The sequence below is a fragment of the Allomuricauda sp. MMSF_3307 genome (genome assembly GCF_030733585.1).
Taxonomy (GTDB): Bacteria; Bacteroidota; Bacteroidia; order Flavobacteriales; family Flavobacteriaceae; genus Flagellimonas.
Genome location: NZ_JASHIQ010000005.1, coordinates 125,624 through 144,050 on the forward strand (window position 1 = coordinate 125,624; position 18,427 = coordinate 144,050).

Consider the following 18,427-nt stretch of genomic DNA (forward strand, 5'->3'; position numbering starts at 1 on the left):
AGAACTTTTAAAGTCATTGTTTGGCTTTCACAGCGCAAAAGTAATCTTATATTTGATTCTTACCTACCAAACTTGCTTTCTTATCAGTTTTATAACGTTTACTTTGTTTGGTATGGTATATATTTGCGGGATTGTCGGCGTATATCGCAGCAAAAACCACCTTTTTCCCTTTTTATGAAGGAACTGAAACACCTAAATAAATACTTCAAAAAATATTGGCTCAAACTGCTTTTGGGCATATTGATTACCATAATCGCCCGCGTTTTTTCCTTGGTGATGCCATCGTATGTGAACAAATCCATACAGGCAGTCGAGGATTTTATGTCTGATGTGATCACCCTTTCCGATGCCAAAGGATTGCTGCTCCAATATATTTTGATCATTATCGGGGCGGCCTTGTTATCGGGACTCTTCACTTTTTTGATGCGGCAGACCATCATCAATGTGTCCCGCTATATTGAGTATGATCTAAAAAATGAGGTTTTCGACCATTATCAGTTATTGAGCCTTAATTTTTATAAAAAGAATAGGATCGGTGATTTGATGAACCGAATCAGTGAGGACATCAACCAGGTACGTTTGTATGGCGGTCCGGCCATTATGTACGGCATACAGACCTTGACGTTGTTCGTTTGTTTGGTGCCCTTGATGTTCATTAAAGCCCCTACTTTGGCGGCCTACACCTTGCTCCCACTTCCTGTTTTATCGGTTTTGATTTATCAGATCAGTAAAATCATCCATAAAAGAAGTACCGAAGTGCAGGAGTTTTTATCCACACTGTCCACCTTTACACAGGAATCGTTCTCCGGGATTTCGGTCATCAAGGCCTATAGCATTGAACCTAGGATAAACACCGAACTGCGGACGTTGGCACAAGAGGGCAAGGATACCAGTATGTCCCTCGCCAAGGTGAATGCCTGGTTTTTCCCCTTGATGCTCCTATTGATCGGTATCAGCAACGTATTCGTTATCTATATCGGGGGGCGACAGTACATCAACGGAGAGATTGAGACCATAGGAATCATTGCCGAATTTATCCTGTACGTAAACATGCTCACCTGGCCCGTTGCCGTGGTGGGTTGGTTAACTTCCATCGTACAACGAGCGGAAGCCTCCCAAAAACGAATCAATGAATTTTTAAAGGAGGAACCTTCCATACAAAATCAGGTAAAGGAACCAACGCCCATTGAAGGAAACATTGAATTTAAGCATGTAACCTTTACCTACGAAGATACCAATATCACCGCGCTCAAAGACGTATCTTTTAAAGTGGAAGCAGGACAGACGGTAGCGATATTGGGGAAGACCGGATCGGGGAAATCAACCATTTTAGATTTAGTGGCGCGTTTGTACGATACCACATCAGGAGAAGTGTTGATAGATGGCGTTCCCGTGCAACAATTGAATTTGGACAGTCTTAGAAGCTCCATCGGGGCGGTACCGCAGGATGCCTTTTTGTTTTCCGATACCATAGAGAACAATATTCGTTTTGGCGATGAAAACGCCACCCATGAAGAGATTGTGGAAGTAGCCAAAAAAGCTGTGGTCCACAAGAATATCGAAGGCTTTGCCAAAAAATACAACACTATTCTTGGCGAAAGGGGAATCACCCTCAGTGGTGGCCAAAAGCAACGGGTTTCCATTGCAAGGGCACTATTAAAAGATCCCAAAATCTACTTGTTCGACGATTGCCTTTCCGCAGTGGACACAGAAACGGAGGAAGAGATTTTGAACAATCTAAAACAATTATCCGAAAGCAAAACCACCTTGATTGTGAGCCATAGGGTCTCTTCGGCCAAGAATGCGGACAAGATCATTGTGCTGGAGGAAGGAAAAATCATCCAAGAAGGTACCCACGAAGAATTGAACAATACCGATGGGTATTACAAGGAGCTCTACATCAATCAGCTTTCGGGTAAAGAATCATAAAAAAGTTGCTGAATTAGCTTTTTTTTTACATTTTTGGTGACATAATTCATCATTAGCACCAAATACACTATACCATATGGGCCAGAAAGATACAATGGATCAGGAAGAGATTTATTCGAAAGTCTTAAGAGCAGGAAGAAGAACCTACTTTTTTGACGTAAGGAGCACCAAGGCCGGAGATTATTACCTCACTATCACCGAAAGCAAAAAATTTACCCACGATGACGGGTCTTTCCATTACAAAAAGCATAAAATTTATCTGTACAAAGAAGATTTCAGCGCCTTCCGCGAAATTATGGAAGAAATGATGGACTATATCATCGACGAAAAAGGCAGTGAAGTGATTTCTGAGCGCCATCAAAAAGACTTTAAAAAGGAAGAAGATAGCTTTAGTGAGAACGGAACCGCATCGGACAATAGCTTTACCGATGTGAGCTTTGATGATATCTAAAAGCACTTCTTTAAAAAAATAAAACGGCCTGTATTTTTGCAGGCCGTTTTTTATTTTTATTCTTTGGAAGATGACAACCCTAAAAAAGTATAAAAATGGCGAGGACACCGAGTAATATGCTTCCCTTGGGCACCAAGGCACCAGATTTTGAACTTTTGGATACGGTTTCGGACAAAACCATGGTTTTACAGGAGCTTACGGGAGAAAAAGGCACCGTTGTGATGTTTATTTGTAACCACTGCCCTTTTGTGATCCACGTTAACCCTATGATCGTAAAGCTGGCCAAGGACTACCAGGCCAAAGGCATAAACTTTGTGGCCATATCGAGCAATGATGTGGAAAACTATCCCCAGGATGCGCCGCATTTAATGAAGGAAAAGGCCAAAGAGGAAGGTTACACCTTTCCGTATCTGTACGATAAGACCCAAGATGTGGCCAAAGCCTACGATGCAGCCTGCACCCCCGATTTTTATCTGTTTGATGATGAGATGGAACTGGTGTACCGCGGCCAACTGGATGATTCAAGGCCAGGAAACGGGATTCCACTTACTGGTGCAGATCTCAAAAATGCCATGGAGGCCGTTTTGCAAGGAAAGGAAATCAGCACCGACCAAAAACCAAGTCTTGGGTGCAACATAAAATGGAAGGCCAATTAACCTCTTTTTTTTGATGGAAACTACTTTACCAAAAACTACCTTGGTCTTGGAACCGGTAACGGAATCGAATTTGGATATCTATTTGACGGTCGGGGTGCGCTCCTACTGCCAACACTATCTGCATTTATGGGAAAACAATGACCCTAACCCATATATTTCCCATGGGCTCACCAAGGAAGTTGTACAGCCGGAACTAAAAAACCCAAATGCGCTCCACTATTTGGTACAATGGGAAAATAATACGGTCGGCATCTTAAAATTGGTAAAGGATTGCGGCATTGACGAACTATCCGACCACGACACCCTTAAGGCCGAAAAAATATATTTGTTGAAGGAATATGCAGGCAAGGGTATCGGTAAAGCGGTGCTTGGTTTTGTGGAAGAAAAAGCTCGGCAACTCAACAAGAAAACCATATGGCTGGATGCGATGCAAAAAGGAAAACCTGTTCTTTTTTACCAAAAAAACGGTTTCAACATCAAACGGGAGAGCGAAGTAACCTTACCTCACGTCCGACCGAGCGAAAAAGCCATGTGGATTTTGACCAAGGACCTTTAAACTACCATCCTTCGCGTTTTAACAAATTTTCGATGTGCGCGTAATGATGGTTGCTGTGCCAAGCGTAACGCGCTATATTTTCTTTAAGGGTCGTTTTCTGGTTGCCATCGGGGTGGACAAAACTTCGCTGCAATTGCGCTTCGGAAAGCCCTTTCAACAAATAGACCAGTTTCGCATGGACCGCGCGTAAATGCTCCAACGATAGCTGTATGGGTGCCGTACGTGTATCAAAAAGTTCGGCCCATGCTTTTTCATTATAGGGTTTTATGGTGGGTGTATCTTCGGTAAGCGCCCATTTGAAGCGAATGTAACTGTTGTGATGGCTGTCGGAAATGTGGTGCACCAATTGGCGTACGGTCCAGCCTTCGGGCCGGTAAGGGGTATCCAATTGCGCATCGGTCAATGGGCTTACCGTTCGGGATAAACGCTCTGGTAGTTGCTCCAATACCATGATCCAAGCATGCATATCCTTTTCAGTGATTTCTTCGGGGAGTTCAAACTTTCCAATGGGGTACCGTAGTTGTTCCAATTTATATTTTTCCATAAGCTAAAAGTAACAAGTTTTAAGGATTAGCTATCCATCCGACCAACTCTATTTTTAATACACTTTTAACTGATTTTCCCATAATTAACGAAATAATCTAGTAATTTTGTAGGGTATTAATTTTCAAACCTAAAAATCAGAACATATATGGCGACTTTACGATTGGGAGATACTGCTCCCGACTTTACAGCAGTGACTTCGGAAGGCACATTGAACTTTTACGAGTACCTTGGCGATAGCTGGGGAATCCTATTTTCCCACCCTGCGGATTTTACCCCGGTGTGCACTACAGAGTTGGGCACAGCGGCCAAGTTTAAAGACGAGTTTGACAAACGAAACGTAAAGATGATGGCCCTCAGTGTGGATGGTGCTGCATCTCACGTAGAATGGATCAAGGATATCAACGAAACACAGGGAACCGAGGTGAATTTTCCGATTGTGGCCGATGTAGAACGTAAGGTGTCCGACCTCTACGATATGATCCACCCCAATGCCGATGATACGCTTACCGTACGTTCCGTGTTTATCATCGACCCCAACAAAAAAATAAAGCTTACCCTTACCTATCCGGCCTCAACGGGACGTAATTTTTACGAACTGTTGCGGGTCATCGATTCGCTACAATTAACGGCAAACCACAAAGTGGCCACGCCAGCAAACTGGAAAAATGGTGAAAAAGTGGTGGTAAGCCCTGCCATTCCTACCGAAGAGGCGAAAGGCATCTTTACCAAAGGAGTGGAAGAAATCAAACCGTACCTGCGTTTGACCCCCGATCCGACGTCATAATCAATTTATTTTGAAGAAAAAAACTGATTCCCAATAAATTAAACGTACCTTTGGACTCAATTTAATTTTTTTAATTTATATTATGAGTAAAGGAACAGTAAAATTCTTCAATGATTCTAAAGGTTACGGATTTATCACTGAAGATGGTTCAAACACAGATCACTTCGTACACATTTCTGGTCTTATTGACGAAATCAGGGAAGGTGACGTTGTAGAATTCGAGCTACAACAAGGTAAAAAAGGATTGAACGCCGTTAACGTACAAGTTGCGGAATAGACGATATAAACTTTTTTTCTAGATGAGCCCGGGCAATTGCCCGGGCTTTTTTTTGGTCAATTTTTTTTACTCGCTACGCAACCCTTTTGATTTTTGTTTATCTACGAAGTGAACACTGTTTCCCCATAACCATTAAAACCGTATAAATGAACACCTTTTTTGGAGTACTTTCGTTTTTATTGATCGTTAATGCCATGCTATTGGTTTGGAGCGTTAACGGTTCCAAAAAATAATTTTAAATAACGTAAGGGCAATAGGTAGGGTTTTTTATCGTTGGATTGTTAAGCAATAAACACGTAACGACCATGACCACTTTTTTAAGCATTCTTGTTACCTTACTCGCCCTTAACGCCTGCTTATTGTTTTTGAGCGTTAACCGGGCCAAATAAAAAAAGCCTTCATTGCTGAAGGCTTTCTGTTTTTTTAACTGCGTGGGATTGTCTTATTTCACGTTCATCAGCTCCACATCAAAAATCAATGTTGCGTTGGGTGGTATAACCCCTCCGGCACCTGTGCTTCCGTAAGCCAAGTGTGATGGGATCACAAAACGGGCCTTGTCACCCACTTTCAAAAGTGAAATTCCTTCGTCCCAACCAGGGATTACCTGTCCAATGCCCAATACAAAGTCAATAGGCTGCTTTCTTTTGTAGGAAGAATCGAAAACCTGACCATTGACCAATGCCCCTTCGTAATGTACGGATACCGTTTTGCCCTTTTGCGCTTGGGTTCCATTGCCTTTTTGGATGATTTTGTACCGTAATCCGCTATTGGTCTTCTCAAAACCGGCAGCCAATTTTTCCATTTCGGCTTCTGCCCTCGCCTTCTGCTCCGCAATTCGTTTTTCACGGGCACCTTCAAAACTTCTAAACGCTTCGATGGCGTTCCATTTTTTGGCTTCATCCCCTACCCTAACGATTTCCAAGGTTTCTATGCGGTCGCCTTGTGCAATGGCATCCACCACATCTTGACCTTCCTGTACATGCCCAAATACGGTATGCTTATTGTCCAACCAAGGAGTGGCCACATGGGTGATAAAAAACTGGCTACCATTGGTTCCCGGTCCAGCATTTGCCATGGAGAGCACTCCAGGGGTATCATGTACTAAATCGGGGTGGAACTCATCATCAAATTTATAGCCAGGGTCTCCGGTCCCTGTTCCTGTGGGACATCCACCCTGGATCATAAAATCGGCGATTACCCGGTGGAATGTTAAGCCATCGTAATAGGGTTTTCCCTGTGGTTTTACACTGTTTTCCATATTCCCTTCGGCCAAGGCCACAAAATTCCCCACGGTACCCGGGGTTTTGTCGTGGGTAAGTTTTACCAATATGTCACCTTTGGTGGTATTGAACTTTGCATAGATTCCGTCTTGCATGGTATGTCTGTTAATCGGTTTGTAAAAACTTTTCTGGTGAAATTCCAAGACTGCAAAGATAGGCGTTTATGCGAAAGCCGGAAAGCTAGGGAATACGATCCGATTCATTTATATGTAAGCGATTTGTACCAAAACAGGGAATACGAAGACAATACCGCTAAAAAACACTATTTTAGATAGATAACCGAAGCCAATCATTTTTTGGCACAGTGAAACACTAATCGATTTCTTATGAAAAAGTATAAACTAATTGGTACAGGATTGGTCTTGATTCTGCTTACCGCATGTGCAGAAAACCCGGTAGACCAAAAAGTCGAAGCTGAGCAGCTTATGGAATTATCCAAAGCTTGGGCAAAATCAGTGAAAAACAAAAACGTGGACAAAATGCTTTCCTATTGGGCCGACGATGCGATTTTAATGTCACCTAATGAACCTGCTATTGTTGGAATCGACTCTCTTAGGGCCATGGTTGAGCGTTCGATGAAAATTCCGGGATTCGAAATTAACTGGAATCCGCAAGAAGCTTTTGTTTCGAAAAGTGGAGACCTGGGCTATGTAATTTTTAAGAATTACATGACCATGCCAATCGACACTCTGGGAAATACAAGAACAATTTATAACAAAGGTGTTGAGATTTGGAAAAAGCAGGAAGATGGTAACTGGAAAAACGTAGTGGACATTAGCAATAGGGACCCATCCATCAATTCGATTGACTAAAAACGCTCGTCAACCTTGGCTAGCACTCATTGTGTTTCAGTCCCACACCAAAGTAAAAAAGGAAATTAACGGCTGATTTCTGTGGAGAATAATCCTGCGGATGATCCCACAACAAAATCATAGCCAAAATTGTTGCACAACTTTATCAAGGACCAAAGAAATTATTGGTTGACTTAGAACCAATCTATTTGAATTATGAAAACAATCACTCTCTTTTCTATGTTATTTTTGTTGGGAAATACGCTCTCTGCTCAAAACGATGAGTTCATAAAAAACCTATGTTCTGGAAAATGGCATAAGTCTTATTGGTTGGATGAATATGGTCAAAGACAACTCTATTCAATGCAGATAAGTAAAAAAAGTTGGAAAGTATTCTATCCCAATGGGAAAGTAAAAATAGGCGCTGGAAAAAATGAATATTTTGGGGAATGGGAATTTGATCCCGAAAGCAATACATTACTTATTAAAGATAGAGGGACAATAATCCGTAGCAAAATAGTAAGACTTACTAAATCTGATTTCGTTTATACCGTTAGAATTCAAAATTGGGAAAATGAGTATGGCTACAAAAAATTGAATATAAAATCCAAGCGTTGATTTTCTTAAACTTAGAGTTGTAATAAAAAAACTTAAGCAAAAGATGGAATAACTCATTGCTGTCGGATATTCAATTAGCACATTTTACCATCAATTATCTTCGCTGTAGGTTGACATTTTTCAACTTCCAGCTTCGCCCTCTCCATTTGGCCTTATCCTTTTAAAATTTAACTGTAACATATCCCAGAGGTCTGTTACTAATCCATTAGAGGTACAATTAAAACTTTATTGAATGATGATTCGAGATGGTTACCATCAGCTTTCCGATGGCAGAAATTTAAGCTTTACCGAATATGGAGATGCACAAGGCTTCCCCATTTTTGCTTTCCATGGATTACCCGGTTCCCGCCTTTGGTTCAACGAAAATGATGAAGTTTCCAACTCCCTTGGGATAAGATTGATTACCGTGGATAGACCAGGATTTGGTAATAGTGACCCAAAACCGAAAAGAAGCTTTCTCGACTTTAGCAAGGATATTGAAGAATTGTGCCAACAGCTCAGCATCAAAAGATATTCTGTTCTGGGTATCTCAGGGGGTGGCGTTTATGCTGCGGCATGTGCATTACAAAACTTTAAAGCAGTCCATAAATGTGGGCTAATTTCCACAGTAGCTCCATTTGAAAATGGGGTGCCGCCCAAAAACATGGCTGCCGAGAACAGGAATGTGTTTATACTAGCACGAAGGTTTCCATGGCTATTGAAACTGATGCTCAACCAACAAAAATCCTTGATCAATAAAAAACCTGACCAATACATGGCGGCAATCATGTCAAACACAAAGCACCTTTGTGATTCTGACAGAAAGATTATGGAGAAAAAGGAAAATGCCGAATTTATGTTGACCCACATGGGGGAAGCATTTAAAAAAGGGGTCAAAGAGACCGTTAATGAAGCTAAACTATTCTGTAAAGATTGGGGTTTTGATGTAAAGGCAATCGATGTCCCCGTTGAGATTTGGCACGGAACCGAGGATACCCTGTCCCCCATAGAACCTATACGGAAACTGGCCAAAAATGTTCCACGCTCCCAAAAAAACTTCATTTCGGGCAAAGGTCATTTTTTAACGGAAGAAAAAGATATCTGGGAAAAAATACTGTTGTCCCTCAAAACAGAGTAACCCTATTAGTGATTGTAGTGCTAAGGCTTCCATAAAGTGTTTACCCCATTTCAATTGCTACTACCAAGGGATTAGTTCCCATCTTCTTGTTAAATTTAAAACGGCAAGCCATATAGGGTTCAGATTAAATATTGTATTTTTCGTCATAGACGTCTACAACGATGGTGTCACTAACCAATACAAATAAATAGAATGGGGAAATCATTTTTCAATTTTAAGCACCTAAAAGGAGATTTTACGGGCGGCTTGGTGGCTGGGGTGGTAGCTTTACCGCTTGCCCTTGCGTTTGGAGTACAATCGGGAATGGGCGCTACGGCAGGTCTGTACGGTGCCATAGCCGTAGGTATTTTTGCCGCATTGTTCGGTGGTACCGAAACACAGGCCAGTGGTCCTACCGGCCCCATGACGGTGGTATCGGCGGCAGTGGTCGCCTTCGGTATTCAAATGAACGGCTCCTTGGACAATGGAATGCATATCATCCTGCTGACCTTTTTGTTGGCGGGGTTGTTTCAAGTGGTTTTCGGTTTTTTGAATATTGCCAGTTATGTGAAGTACTTCCCCTACCCTGTAATATCAGGCTTTATGAGTGGTGTGGGACTTATCATTGTAATTCTCCAGATATTTCCGTTGGTCGGGCTGGATTCGGCCAAATCCACCTGGGCCGTTATTCAAGATGTGCCCCGCCTTTTTGAAGAAGCAAATCTATCTGCATTGCTCTTGGGCGCTATAACGATTGCCATTTATTTCCTGTTCCCAAAAATAACCAAGGCCATTCCAAGTGCTTTGGTCGCCTTGATTGGGGCTACATTGGTTGCCTATTTCATGAAAATGGATGTGCCGCTGATCGGTGAGATTCCGGCAGGTCTACCCGCCTTTCAACTTGGGGGCATTCTAAGTGTAGACCCAAGCTACTTCCCTAAAATCATCGAATACGGTCTGGTGTTGGCCGTTCTGGGGAGTATTGATTCTTTGTTGACATCGGTTATTGCTGATAATATGACCAAAACCAAACATAACAGTAATCGAGAGCTCATCGGACAAGGTATTGGAAATATGTTGGCCGCAGCAATCGGCGGGATACCCGGTGCAGGAGCCACCAAAGGAACCGTTGTGAACATCAATGCAGGCGGAAAAACAAGATTGTCAGGCATTATTCATGGGTTGTTCCTACTTACCGTTTTGCTGGGACTTGGAAAGTTGACCGCCTATATTCCCCTTTGTGTATTGGCCGGTTTGCTTATTCCCATTGGCTTTAAGATTGTTGACTTCAAGGGCTTAAAACACCTATTAAAAGTTCCTAGAGCAGATGCCGTTGTACTATTTTTGGTGCTGACCGTAACCACTTTTGGAAGCTTGATTCATGCTGTGGGCATAGGTATCGCCTTGGCTTGTCTGTTGTTCATGAAAAAGTCTGGGGATATTGGAGAAAAAGGTCTCCAAGTGGAACGATTGGCAGATTTGGAAGATGAAAAACCGTGGCAGGATGAAATGGAAATCTACGAAAAGTATAAGGACAAAATCGTTATTAAACACTTGTACGGACCTTTGTTTTTTGGTTTTACATCCTACCTGAAAGATCAGGTAAAAGCCCTGCCGGACGATATCGAATCCGTGATACTGAGAATGGACCGGGTACCTTACATTGACCAATCTGGACTATACACCTTGGAGGATATTATTTTTGACCTTCGTTCCAAAAACATTGAGGTCATTATTGTTGGGCTCAAAGAGCAACCTTGCGACATGCTCAAAGCCATTGATATTATTCCCGATTTGATTCCAGAAGAAGACCTGTTTAAAAATATTGATGATAGTTTCTCCCATTTACGGGAGCAATTCAAATCCTGATGGAAAATTTCCGAATGATGGATAGTAGTATCATTTATTGGCAATAACCTTTTCATAGCTATAAGAATCAGTTTTAGGAAACTACCGGATGTAACATTTTTTGATTTCTGCATCTAAAGCGCAAATTAAATACAGAAATCATGAAAAAAATCTATCTTCTTTTTACGATCTTACTTTCCTGTGCCACCCAAGCACAACAAACCGACCAACCCATTCACGTGCAGGTCAGCGGTAGTGGCGCACCTATTTTGCTCATCCCCGGTTTTACCGTTCCAGGCGATAGTTGGGAGGCTACCGTCAATCAATTGGAGGAAAACTACGAATGCCACGTGCTTACCCTCGCAGGCTTCGGGGGAAAAAGTCCCATCGAATTCCCTTGGCTGCCAAAAGTGAATGCATCCATCGAAAACTACATCCAAGAGAACCAGCTCAACGATTTGACCATTATCGGGCATAGTTTGGGAGGGACCATAGCAACTTGGCTCGCCAGTAGGGAAAACAGCCAGATTGCAAAGCTCATATTGGTAGACGCATTGCCGGCAGCCGGTGCGATGATGATACCGAACTTCGACCCTGAAAACCTAGCCTATGAAAGCCCGTATAACAACCAATTGCTGTCCATGAACGATGCTGATTTTGAAAAAATGGCCCAAGGGATGGCCCAAGGCATGAGCTTACGCCCTGAAGTACAAGAAAAGATCAAGGACTGGATACTATTGTCCGATAGAAAAACCTATGTGTACGGCTACACGGATTATTTGAAGCTGGATATGAGGGAGGATCTCAAGAATATTTCCATTCCGGTGACCATCATCGCGGCCGACAAACCCTATGGCAAGGAAATGGTGACACAAACCTACAAAAATCAATACGCTAACTTAGCCCAATACGATTTGATCATCGCCGAAAATGCCGCGCACTTTGTAATGTTTGACCAGCCGGAATGGTTCATAGAACAAATCCAAAACATAATAGCAGCCCACTAAATGGATATAACAAATCAATTTTCCCAAATATATGAGATGCATGCCCCTAAAGTGTATCGGCTATGCCTGGGGTATGCATCGGGGGACGAAGATTTGGCCAAGGAGTGGCAACAACAAACGTTCATAAAGGTGTGGAACCATCGAAATGCCTTTAAGGGCGACTCGTCCCTGAGCACCTGGATTTACAGAATTGCCGTAAATACCTGTTTAAGCGACTTGAGAAAACCAAAGAAACACGTTCCCATCAACGAAGCCATTTTGGAAAATGATGTAACCGATGGGAATTCCGAACAGCGGGATACCCAAATCAAGAAAATGTACCAATGCATCCATAAACTTACCCCAAACAACAAAGCTATCATCCTTCTGGAACTGGAAGATGTGCCACAATCTGAAATTGCTGAAATGCAAGGGATTGCATATGGCGCACTTCGAACACGATTGAGCAGAATTAGAAATTCACTTTTAAAATGTATCACCAATGAAAAACGATAATTTATCCCAAATATGGAAAAGTCAGGACAGTGACTTGTCCCTTGATAAGCCTGACTCCATCATTAAAAAGGCCAAAAAACAACGCAACGGACAATTCATCACCATCGCTGTGCTATCGGTGACCTTGATAATTTTGATAAGCTTTACCATCACATACGCCAACAGTAACTGGAATAATTTTACGCTGGGCCTTTTATTGATGATTTCCAGTCTAGCTTTTAGGGTCATCATCGAGTTTATAAGTATGTACCGCAAAGAAAGTCGGCTGATTGCGCTGGACAACGTGGCCTACCAAAAATACCTGAAAACGTATTATCGAATGAGATTGAGGGCAAATTACATCATCACACCCCTTTGTTTTGGCGTGTATATTTTCGGGTTTACCCTGCTGCTGCCCTATTTTAAAAAAGAATTTTCTGTAGGATTTTATAATTATATTCTTATTTCTGGAATAGTCTCGCTTGTTATTGTAGCTTTGATTATCATAAACAGTATTGCAAAAGAACACCGTTTTTTAAGGCAATTGAAAGGAAAGTAGGCAAAAACCGTATGGAAAAGACAAAAGGCAGCGCGTATGCACCCCATAAACATAGAGAGCTATTTTGGTTGCTAGGAACCATAACATTGGTACTCTTGGGACACTTCCTCCTTTTTGGAAAACAGGGGTTCGTGGAAGGTGGGACGGCCGATATCAATATTCACGATACCTATCTCATTTTTCCAAATGTGGATATGATATTACTACTGGGCGTTTTCCTGTTTTTGATCGTGTATTCGGTGCGAACTGTTGGTAGTGCCTTCAAAAATAGAATTGCCAACCTTATTTGTATGGCAGCTATTATAGGGTTTATAGCATTATTGACAGGCATTCATTCCATAGCACAATCCTTGCTTCTTGAAACTTTGGCAACCGCACTTATTTATGTTCAATTGGCATTATCGTTTTTCTTGGTCTTTATCGGGTTCAAAACCGGGCAACACCTCAGGAAATAACTTGACCCTTGAATGTGGCTCAAATCAGGTTTATATCGATTTATATCAGATAATTTCTTATTGCTTTTTCTTTTCCTCAGGTATTCACTACCTTATCCATACGGGTTCAGGTAATTTTTTGTCCAAAACAACACCTATTCCATGGGATCATTTCCTGAATCCACCCTACACCGTTTTTCAAGATGTCTTTGGAATAGCTAAAAAACTATAATGAATCAATTTTTACAACAATGGGGCGATGCTGCATACATCACTGTTGGCTTTTTTTGGATGGCCTTATGGGCTTTCGTTTTGGGGTACGCCATCAGTTCCCTCATCCAGGTATTTTTAACGGAAAAACGTATGCAGCAAACCATGGGAGACGCTGGCGGAAAAAGTGTGCTGCTTGGCACCTTTTTTGGATTTATAAGTAGTTCGTGTAGTTTTTCGGCCTTGGCCACTTCCAAGTCGTTGTTTCAAAAAGGGGCAAGTTTTGTATCCTCCATCGCATTTCTGTTGGCCTCCACCAACCTTGTGATTGAGCTCGGCATCATCATCTCAATTTTTCTGGGATGGCAATTTGTAGTGGGCGAATACCTCGGCGGAATTTTGCTGATTCTTTGCAGTTGGTTGCTCATTCGGTTGATCAACCCCAAAAAACTCATCAAAAAGGCCAGGGAACATTTGGAGGCATCCAGTTCATCCTCCATATCCGATAAGCCCTTAACAGAAAAACTTCGGTCCCAGGAAAGTTGGGCCAAGGTGGGCAAACAATATGCCATGGAATGGAAAATGGTATGGAAGGATGTTACCGTTGGTTTCACCATTGCCGGGATGGTCTCCGCTTTTGTTCCCGATTCGTTTTTTCAAACACTTTTTATCAACACGGGTAACGGAGAGCAGGCATTTTCATTTCTCACCTTGCTGCAACACGTTGTTGTGGGGCCTGTCGCGGCCTTCCTTACTTTTATTGGCTCCATGGGCAATATTCCCTTGGCCGCCCTTCTGTTTGGAAAAGGAGTCAGTTTTGCCGGGGTCATGGCCTTCATTTTTAGTGATCTTGTGGTTTTTCCCGTGCTTCGCATCAATGCGAAATATTATGGCTGGAAAATGTCGTTATTCATCCTCTTTCTCTTGTTTACTTCATTAATAGGCGCATCCCTCCTACTGCATTACGGTTTTGACTTTTTCGGTCTAATCCCAGAGAATGTTGGCGAGCAAATCACAGAAAAGGAACATTTTAAAATCAATTACACTTTTTGGCTCAACTTGGCATTTCTACTGGTTACGGGACTTCTGGTTTACCTCGGATTTGTGAAAGGTAAAAAGGTGAAGCACCACAAAGAGATGGCGCCCAAAAGTCCTCTTCTGGAAAATATATTGAAATGGGCCGCCCTGATTTGTTACGTTTGGTTGATTATCGGTATTCTTTTAAAATTTGGACTTTCGTCATATATTTAAATATTGACCTAAGAACCAATGAACCGTCCAAAAATCAATATTAAAAAAACCCGTTTGGACAAGTCCATTGAGTTTTTGACCTTTTTTCTCCTTCTTGGTGCTGCCTTACTCCTTGCCATTTGGTATGCACAACTGCCGGAAAGGGTTCCAATACATTTTAATTGGCCCACAAAAGATCGGAACGGAATGGACTCAAAAGATGTGCTTTGGGCTGGCCCCGTCATTCTTGGTGCCCTTATCTTGGGGATGTTTAAACTCAATCAATATCCATGGATTTTCAACTACCCTTTTGAGATACATGAAGGTAATGCCGAACGTCAATACCGCATTGCTACGCAGCTGCTTCGATGGTTAAACCTGCTATTGGCCATTTTGTGTATTGTTTTGACCGTCCTATCCCTTCTCGATGGCCTTGAGGTAGCAAAACATCAATAAATCAAATATGCAGTACATGTTATATGAAATCTTGAAACCCCATTAATCGAATTTGAAGAAAATTAGAAGTAAATAAAACTAAGGTCGTATCTTGACCATAGCTAGAAATGGTTGCCCAATGAAGAAAATCCGTAGCCTCGTATTTGAATACCTACAAATAGCTTTAGCTATTTTGTTGGCCAGTATCGGGTTGAAAGCCTTTTTGCTTCCCAACGGCTTTTTGGACGGTGGGGTTACCGGTATCGCCATTTTATTGGGCGAATTTGTTCCCATCGAAATCTCCTATATTCTCCCTATCATTTCCATTCCTTTCTTTATTCTGGGCTGGCTTACCTTGACAAAAAGGGTGATGATCAAATCCGTAATTTCGGTTTTGGTGCTGGCCGTCGTTATCCATTTTGAAAATTTTGAAGCGGTGACAAACGAAAAGTTGCTCATTGCCATTTTTGGGGGCATTTCTCTCGGAGCGGGTATTGGATTGGCCATAAAAAATGGTGCCGTGTTGGATGGCTCGGAAATATTGGGCATTTACTTGCATGACAAATTCGGTATTCCCATCGGAACCATCATCTTGCTCTTCAATACCGTGCTTTTTGCGATTACGGCATGGCTCATCTCCATAGAAATTGCATTGTATTCCATATTGACCTTTATCATCACGGGAAAAGTAATCGATTTTGTCTTTGAGGGCTTTGAGGATTACATTGGTTTATTGATCGTGAGCCATAAACAAAAGGAAATTCAAGATGAGCTTTTGAACCAAGTGGGATTGGGGATGACCATTTACGGAGGCGTACGAGGATTTGGTAGCCGGGGTGAAATCAACAATGTGGAAGTAATTCAAACGGTGCTCAACCGTATTGATTCCAAAAAGGTACATCGGATAGTGGATACGATTGATGAAGATGCGTTTATCATCGAGTTTGAGGTGAACAGCGTAAAAGGGGGAGTTCTTAGAAAATATCTGAGTCGGGAGAAAACCAGAACCTTGTCACCCGACCTTTACAATAAAGATCTGTAAATCCGTCCCCGCTCCATCAAGACTTTTCATAAAACCAAGAGTGACGGTAGGCGGCTGTCTAAATTCCATAATTTTTATTGTATTTTTCTACCAAGAACAATTGCCCATTGAAACCAGAGCATCAAAAATACCTGGAGAATTACCTTCAACAATTTTCACATCTAACGACAGAAGAACTTGAATTACTCCAGTCGCAATTATCCATCAAGGAGTATGGCCAAAAAGAGTTTTTCTTTGAAAGCGGAGAGGTTCAGACCACAATGGGCTATGTAAGTAAGGGATTGCTTCGCAGATATTATATTAACGATAAGGGAAAGTCCATTACCACTGGATTTGTAAAAGAAAACGAATACGCAACCGACTACCCTGCCTTTATCCGCCAAAAACCTTCCAAATATCACATGGAATGCCTGGAACCTTGCACCATCATTTTACTATCATACAAAGATATTCAGCAAGGCTACGAACAATTTAAGAGCAATGAAAGATATGGCCGGCTCATTGCCGAGCAGGTGCTCACAATTCAGACCGATCGTACGGAGAGTTTTCTGTTCGAAACTGCGGAGGAGCGCTATCTTAATTTTGTAAAGAACCATCCCGAGCTACTCAATCGGGTAAGCCTCACCCATTTATCATCCTTCTTGGGGATAGAACGTCAATCGTTGAGTCGAATCCGAAGTAAAATTGCCAAAAAGTAAGTTTGTCACATATGTGTCAGGTTAGGCCGAGCATTGCATCGCATCTTTGCTGCATCAAACAAAACAAGATTAACATGATGCCAAGAAATCCATCCTACACATTGACCTTATTTTTATACGTACTCTTCTCCATAGCAGCGTTCAGTCAACAAAACATCCACAAGGACATACAAGAACATACTGAGATGATATTTGATAGCCTTGTAAAGATCCGTCGGGACTTTCACCGACATCCTGAAGTTGGTGGTGAGGAACAGCGTACCTCGCAAAAGGTAATCGAATATCTGAGCTCACTTGGTTTGGAAGTTAAAACTGGAATTGGTGGCTATGGGGTTGTTGGTATTTTAAAGGGAGGCAAACCCGGTAAAAAGATAGCATGGCGGGCCGATATGGACGCTATGCCATCCAATGCGCCCGATGTGGTAGCTTTTGCATCGGAAACTGTGGGGGTTCGTCATATCTGCGGTCATGATGTACATACTACCGTAGCACTTGGGATGGCCACTGTTTTGGCAGCGCAAAGGGAACGGTTGGAAGGAACCATCTATTTTGTCTTTCAGCCTTCCGAAGAAAATATAAAAGGAGCCTTGGCCATGATGGACGATGGATTGTTCCAGCTAATCGACCCCGAAGAAATGTATGCCATGCATGTAACGCCATTCCCTGCCGGTACCATTGCCGTAAAACCAGAGGAAATGTTCTCCGACTACAAAAGGGTGGATATCAGATTCAAGGACATTGGCAATACCGAAGCTTTGACGGAATTCGTCAAAAAGCAGGTCCATGGTCTTGAAAATGTTCCCAAAAACAGTAAGTTTTGGAACATGCAAAATATGGGCGACCCAGAAATTGGTATTGCGGGCCCCAAATCCATTTACACCGATTACACTACCGTAGATAACAGAAATTTCAAGGTTAAAGAAACGGAGGAAGGTGTTAAAATCAGTGCTTTTTTAAGTTTTAGCGACAAAAAACAGCGGGATGCGGCCTTGCCCGAACTTAAAAAGCGAATTGACGAATCGGATTTTGCCAATGATTTTTTGGGAGCAGAATTGGTACATGTATTTCCCACGCTGGACAACAACGAAAGACTTGTAAACGAAAGTTTGGAACAATTATCAAGTATCTACGGTGAAGATAGGGTGCTTCGCCTGCATGGGGTGGTAGCTGATGGTAGGAGTGATGATTTTGCATTTTTTCAGCCCAAAGTGCCCAGTGTGTACTTTTTTATGGGCGGCTCCAATTACGAAAAGGGTATCATCGCACAAACACATTCACAAAATTTTGCGGTTGATGAAAGCTGTATCCGAACAGGGGTCAACCTATTCGCTTCTTTGATGGTGGAACGTTTGGAACCATAAAGGTTCCTGATTGTGGGTGGTTTTTCATACATGGTCGAATCAAATCATTCCAAAAAACAACCATTTTTCATCGAAAATATACCATCCATACAATATAAATGCCCATATATCAGCGGTTTAATATCTTTAGGACAGTATCAACTTC

At 42.1% G+C, this 18,427-nt stretch carries 21 protein-coding genes; 19 read left to right on the plus strand and 2 right to left on the minus strand.

What is annotated here, in order from left to right:
• Positions 1 to 174 precede the first annotated feature (174 nt).
• The 4 genes from RBB12_RS13095 to RBB12_RS13110 all read left to right on the plus strand — a co-directional run bounded on the left by RBB12_RS13095 (position 175) and on the right by RBB12_RS13110 (position 3,592).
• Positions 175 to 1,929 carry an ABC transporter ATP-binding protein gene (locus tag RBB12_RS13095; RefSeq protein WP_306014006.1) on the plus strand — a complete coding sequence of 585 codons (1,755 nt, stop codon included), beginning with the start codon at positions 175 to 177 and terminating at the stop codon, positions 1,927 to 1,929.
• Positions 1,930 to 2,005: 76 nt separating this feature from the next.
• A complete protein-coding gene (locus RBB12_RS13100) occupies positions 2,006 to 2,380 on the plus strand; it encodes a PUR family DNA/RNA-binding protein (protein WP_293284940.1) in 375 nt (124 codons plus the stop codon).
• A gap of 95 nt (positions 2,381 to 2,475) precedes the next feature.
• Positions 2,476 to 3,036 (plus strand): thioredoxin family protein, encoded by a 561-nt coding sequence (locus tag RBB12_RS13105; protein WP_306014005.1) that lies wholly within the window; start codon positions 2,476 to 2,478, stop codon positions 3,034 to 3,036.
• A gap of 13 nt (positions 3,037 to 3,049) precedes the next feature.
• Positions 3,050 to 3,592 carry a GNAT family N-acetyltransferase gene (locus RBB12_RS13110; protein WP_306014003.1) on the plus strand — a complete coding sequence of 181 codons (543 nt, stop codon included), beginning with the start codon at positions 3,050 to 3,052 and terminating at the stop codon, positions 3,590 to 3,592.
• A gap of 1 nt (position 3,593) precedes the next feature.
• On the opposite strand, the gene RBB12_RS13115 is transcribed toward RBB12_RS13110, so the two are convergent.
• Positions 3,594 to 4,136, minus strand: coding sequence for a YfiT family bacillithiol transferase (locus RBB12_RS13115; protein WP_306014002.1), 543 nt, complete (start codon positions 4,134 to 4,136; stop codon positions 3,594 to 3,596).
• 147 nt (positions 4,137 to 4,283) lie between these two features.
• Here RBB12_RS13115 and RBB12_RS13120 point away from each other — a divergent pair, with 147 nt between their 5' ends.
• Together RBB12_RS13120 and RBB12_RS13125 are read left to right on the plus strand one after the other, a co-directional pair.
• Positions 4,284 to 4,922 (plus strand): peroxiredoxin, encoded by a 639-nt coding sequence (locus RBB12_RS13120; RefSeq protein WP_306014001.1) that lies wholly within the window; start codon positions 4,284 to 4,286, stop codon positions 4,920 to 4,922.
• Positions 4,923 to 5,004: 82 nt separating this feature from the next.
• Positions 5,005 to 5,199 carry a cold-shock protein gene (locus RBB12_RS13125; RefSeq protein ID WP_127142008.1) on the plus strand — a complete coding sequence of 65 codons (195 nt, stop codon included), beginning with the start codon at positions 5,005 to 5,007 and terminating at the stop codon, positions 5,197 to 5,199.
• A gap of 442 nt (positions 5,200 to 5,641) precedes the next feature.
• On the opposite strand, the gene RBB12_RS13130 is transcribed toward RBB12_RS13125, so the two are convergent.
• Positions 5,642 to 6,574 carry a peptidylprolyl isomerase gene (locus tag RBB12_RS13130; RefSeq protein ID WP_179385577.1) on the minus strand — a complete coding sequence of 311 codons (933 nt, stop codon included), beginning with the start codon at positions 6,572 to 6,574 and terminating at the stop codon, positions 5,642 to 5,644.
• A 231-nt stretch (positions 6,575 to 6,805) separates the two neighbouring features.
• Here RBB12_RS13130 and RBB12_RS13135 point away from each other — a divergent pair, with 231 nt between their 5' ends.
• The 13 genes from RBB12_RS13135 (at position 6,806) to RBB12_RS13195 (ending at position 18,282) form a co-directional block, all read left to right on the plus strand.
• A complete protein-coding gene (locus RBB12_RS13135; RefSeq protein ID WP_306014000.1) occupies positions 6,806 to 7,291 on the plus strand; it encodes a DUF4440 domain-containing protein in 486 nt (161 codons plus the stop codon).
• A 195-nt stretch (positions 7,292 to 7,486) separates the two neighbouring features.
• Entirely contained in the window at positions 7,487 to 7,888 is a 402-nt protein-coding gene (locus RBB12_RS13140) for a hypothetical protein (RefSeq protein WP_306013999.1), read from the plus strand.
• A 232-nt stretch (positions 7,889 to 8,120) separates the two neighbouring features.
• The gene (locus tag RBB12_RS13145; protein ID WP_306013998.1) at positions 8,121 to 9,005 is read left to right on the plus strand and encodes an alpha/beta fold hydrolase; all 885 of its coding nucleotides are present in this window, start codon (positions 8,121 to 8,123) and stop codon (positions 9,003 to 9,005) included.
• Positions 9,006 to 9,197: 192 nt separating this feature from the next.
• Positions 9,198 to 10,853 (plus strand): SulP family inorganic anion transporter, encoded by a 1,656-nt coding sequence (locus RBB12_RS13150; protein ID WP_306013996.1) that lies wholly within the window; start codon positions 9,198 to 9,200, stop codon positions 10,851 to 10,853.
• 140 nt (positions 10,854 to 10,993) lie between these two features.
• Positions 10,994 to 11,839: an alpha/beta fold hydrolase gene (locus tag RBB12_RS13155; protein WP_306013995.1), complete on the plus strand. Its 846-nt coding sequence runs from the start codon at positions 10,994 to 10,996 to the stop codon at positions 11,837 to 11,839.
• Positions 11,840 to 12,334: an RNA polymerase sigma factor gene (locus RBB12_RS13160; RefSeq protein WP_179385581.1), complete on the plus strand. Its 495-nt coding sequence runs from the start codon at positions 11,840 to 11,842 to the stop codon at positions 12,332 to 12,334.
• Positions 12,321 to 12,872 carry a hypothetical protein gene (locus tag RBB12_RS13165; protein WP_293284958.1) on the plus strand — a complete coding sequence of 184 codons (552 nt, stop codon included), beginning with the start codon at positions 12,321 to 12,323 and terminating at the stop codon, positions 12,870 to 12,872. The genes RBB12_RS13160 and RBB12_RS13165 overlap by 14 nt, the downstream gene beginning before the upstream one ends.
• An 11-nt stretch (positions 12,873 to 12,883) precedes the next feature.
• Entirely contained in the window at positions 12,884 to 13,327 is a 444-nt protein-coding gene (locus RBB12_RS13170; protein WP_306013994.1) for a hypothetical protein, read from the plus strand.
• A gap of 210 nt (positions 13,328 to 13,537) precedes the next feature.
• Entirely contained in the window at positions 13,538 to 14,767 is a 1,230-nt protein-coding gene (locus RBB12_RS13175; RefSeq protein ID WP_306013993.1) for a permease, read from the plus strand.
• 18 nt (positions 14,768 to 14,785) lie between these two features.
• Positions 14,786 to 15,202: a hypothetical protein gene (locus RBB12_RS13180; RefSeq protein WP_306013992.1), complete on the plus strand. Its 417-nt coding sequence runs from the start codon at positions 14,786 to 14,788 to the stop codon at positions 15,200 to 15,202.
• Positions 15,203 to 15,320: 118 nt separating this feature from the next.
• The gene (locus RBB12_RS13185) at positions 15,321 to 16,223 is read left to right on the plus strand and encodes a YitT family protein (RefSeq protein ID WP_179385586.1); all 903 of its coding nucleotides are present in this window, start codon (positions 15,321 to 15,323) and stop codon (positions 16,221 to 16,223) included.
• Between the two features lie 107 nt (positions 16,224 to 16,330).
• On the plus strand, positions 16,331 to 16,921 hold the full coding sequence (locus RBB12_RS13190) for a Crp/Fnr family transcriptional regulator (protein ID WP_306013991.1): 591 nt from the start codon (positions 16,331 to 16,333) through the stop codon (positions 16,919 to 16,921).
• Between the two features lie 74 nt (positions 16,922 to 16,995).
• Positions 16,996 to 18,282, plus strand: coding sequence for a M20 family metallopeptidase (locus RBB12_RS13195; RefSeq protein ID WP_306013990.1), 1,287 nt, complete (start codon positions 16,996 to 16,998; stop codon positions 18,280 to 18,282).
• Positions 18,283 to 18,427 lie beyond the last annotated feature (145 nt).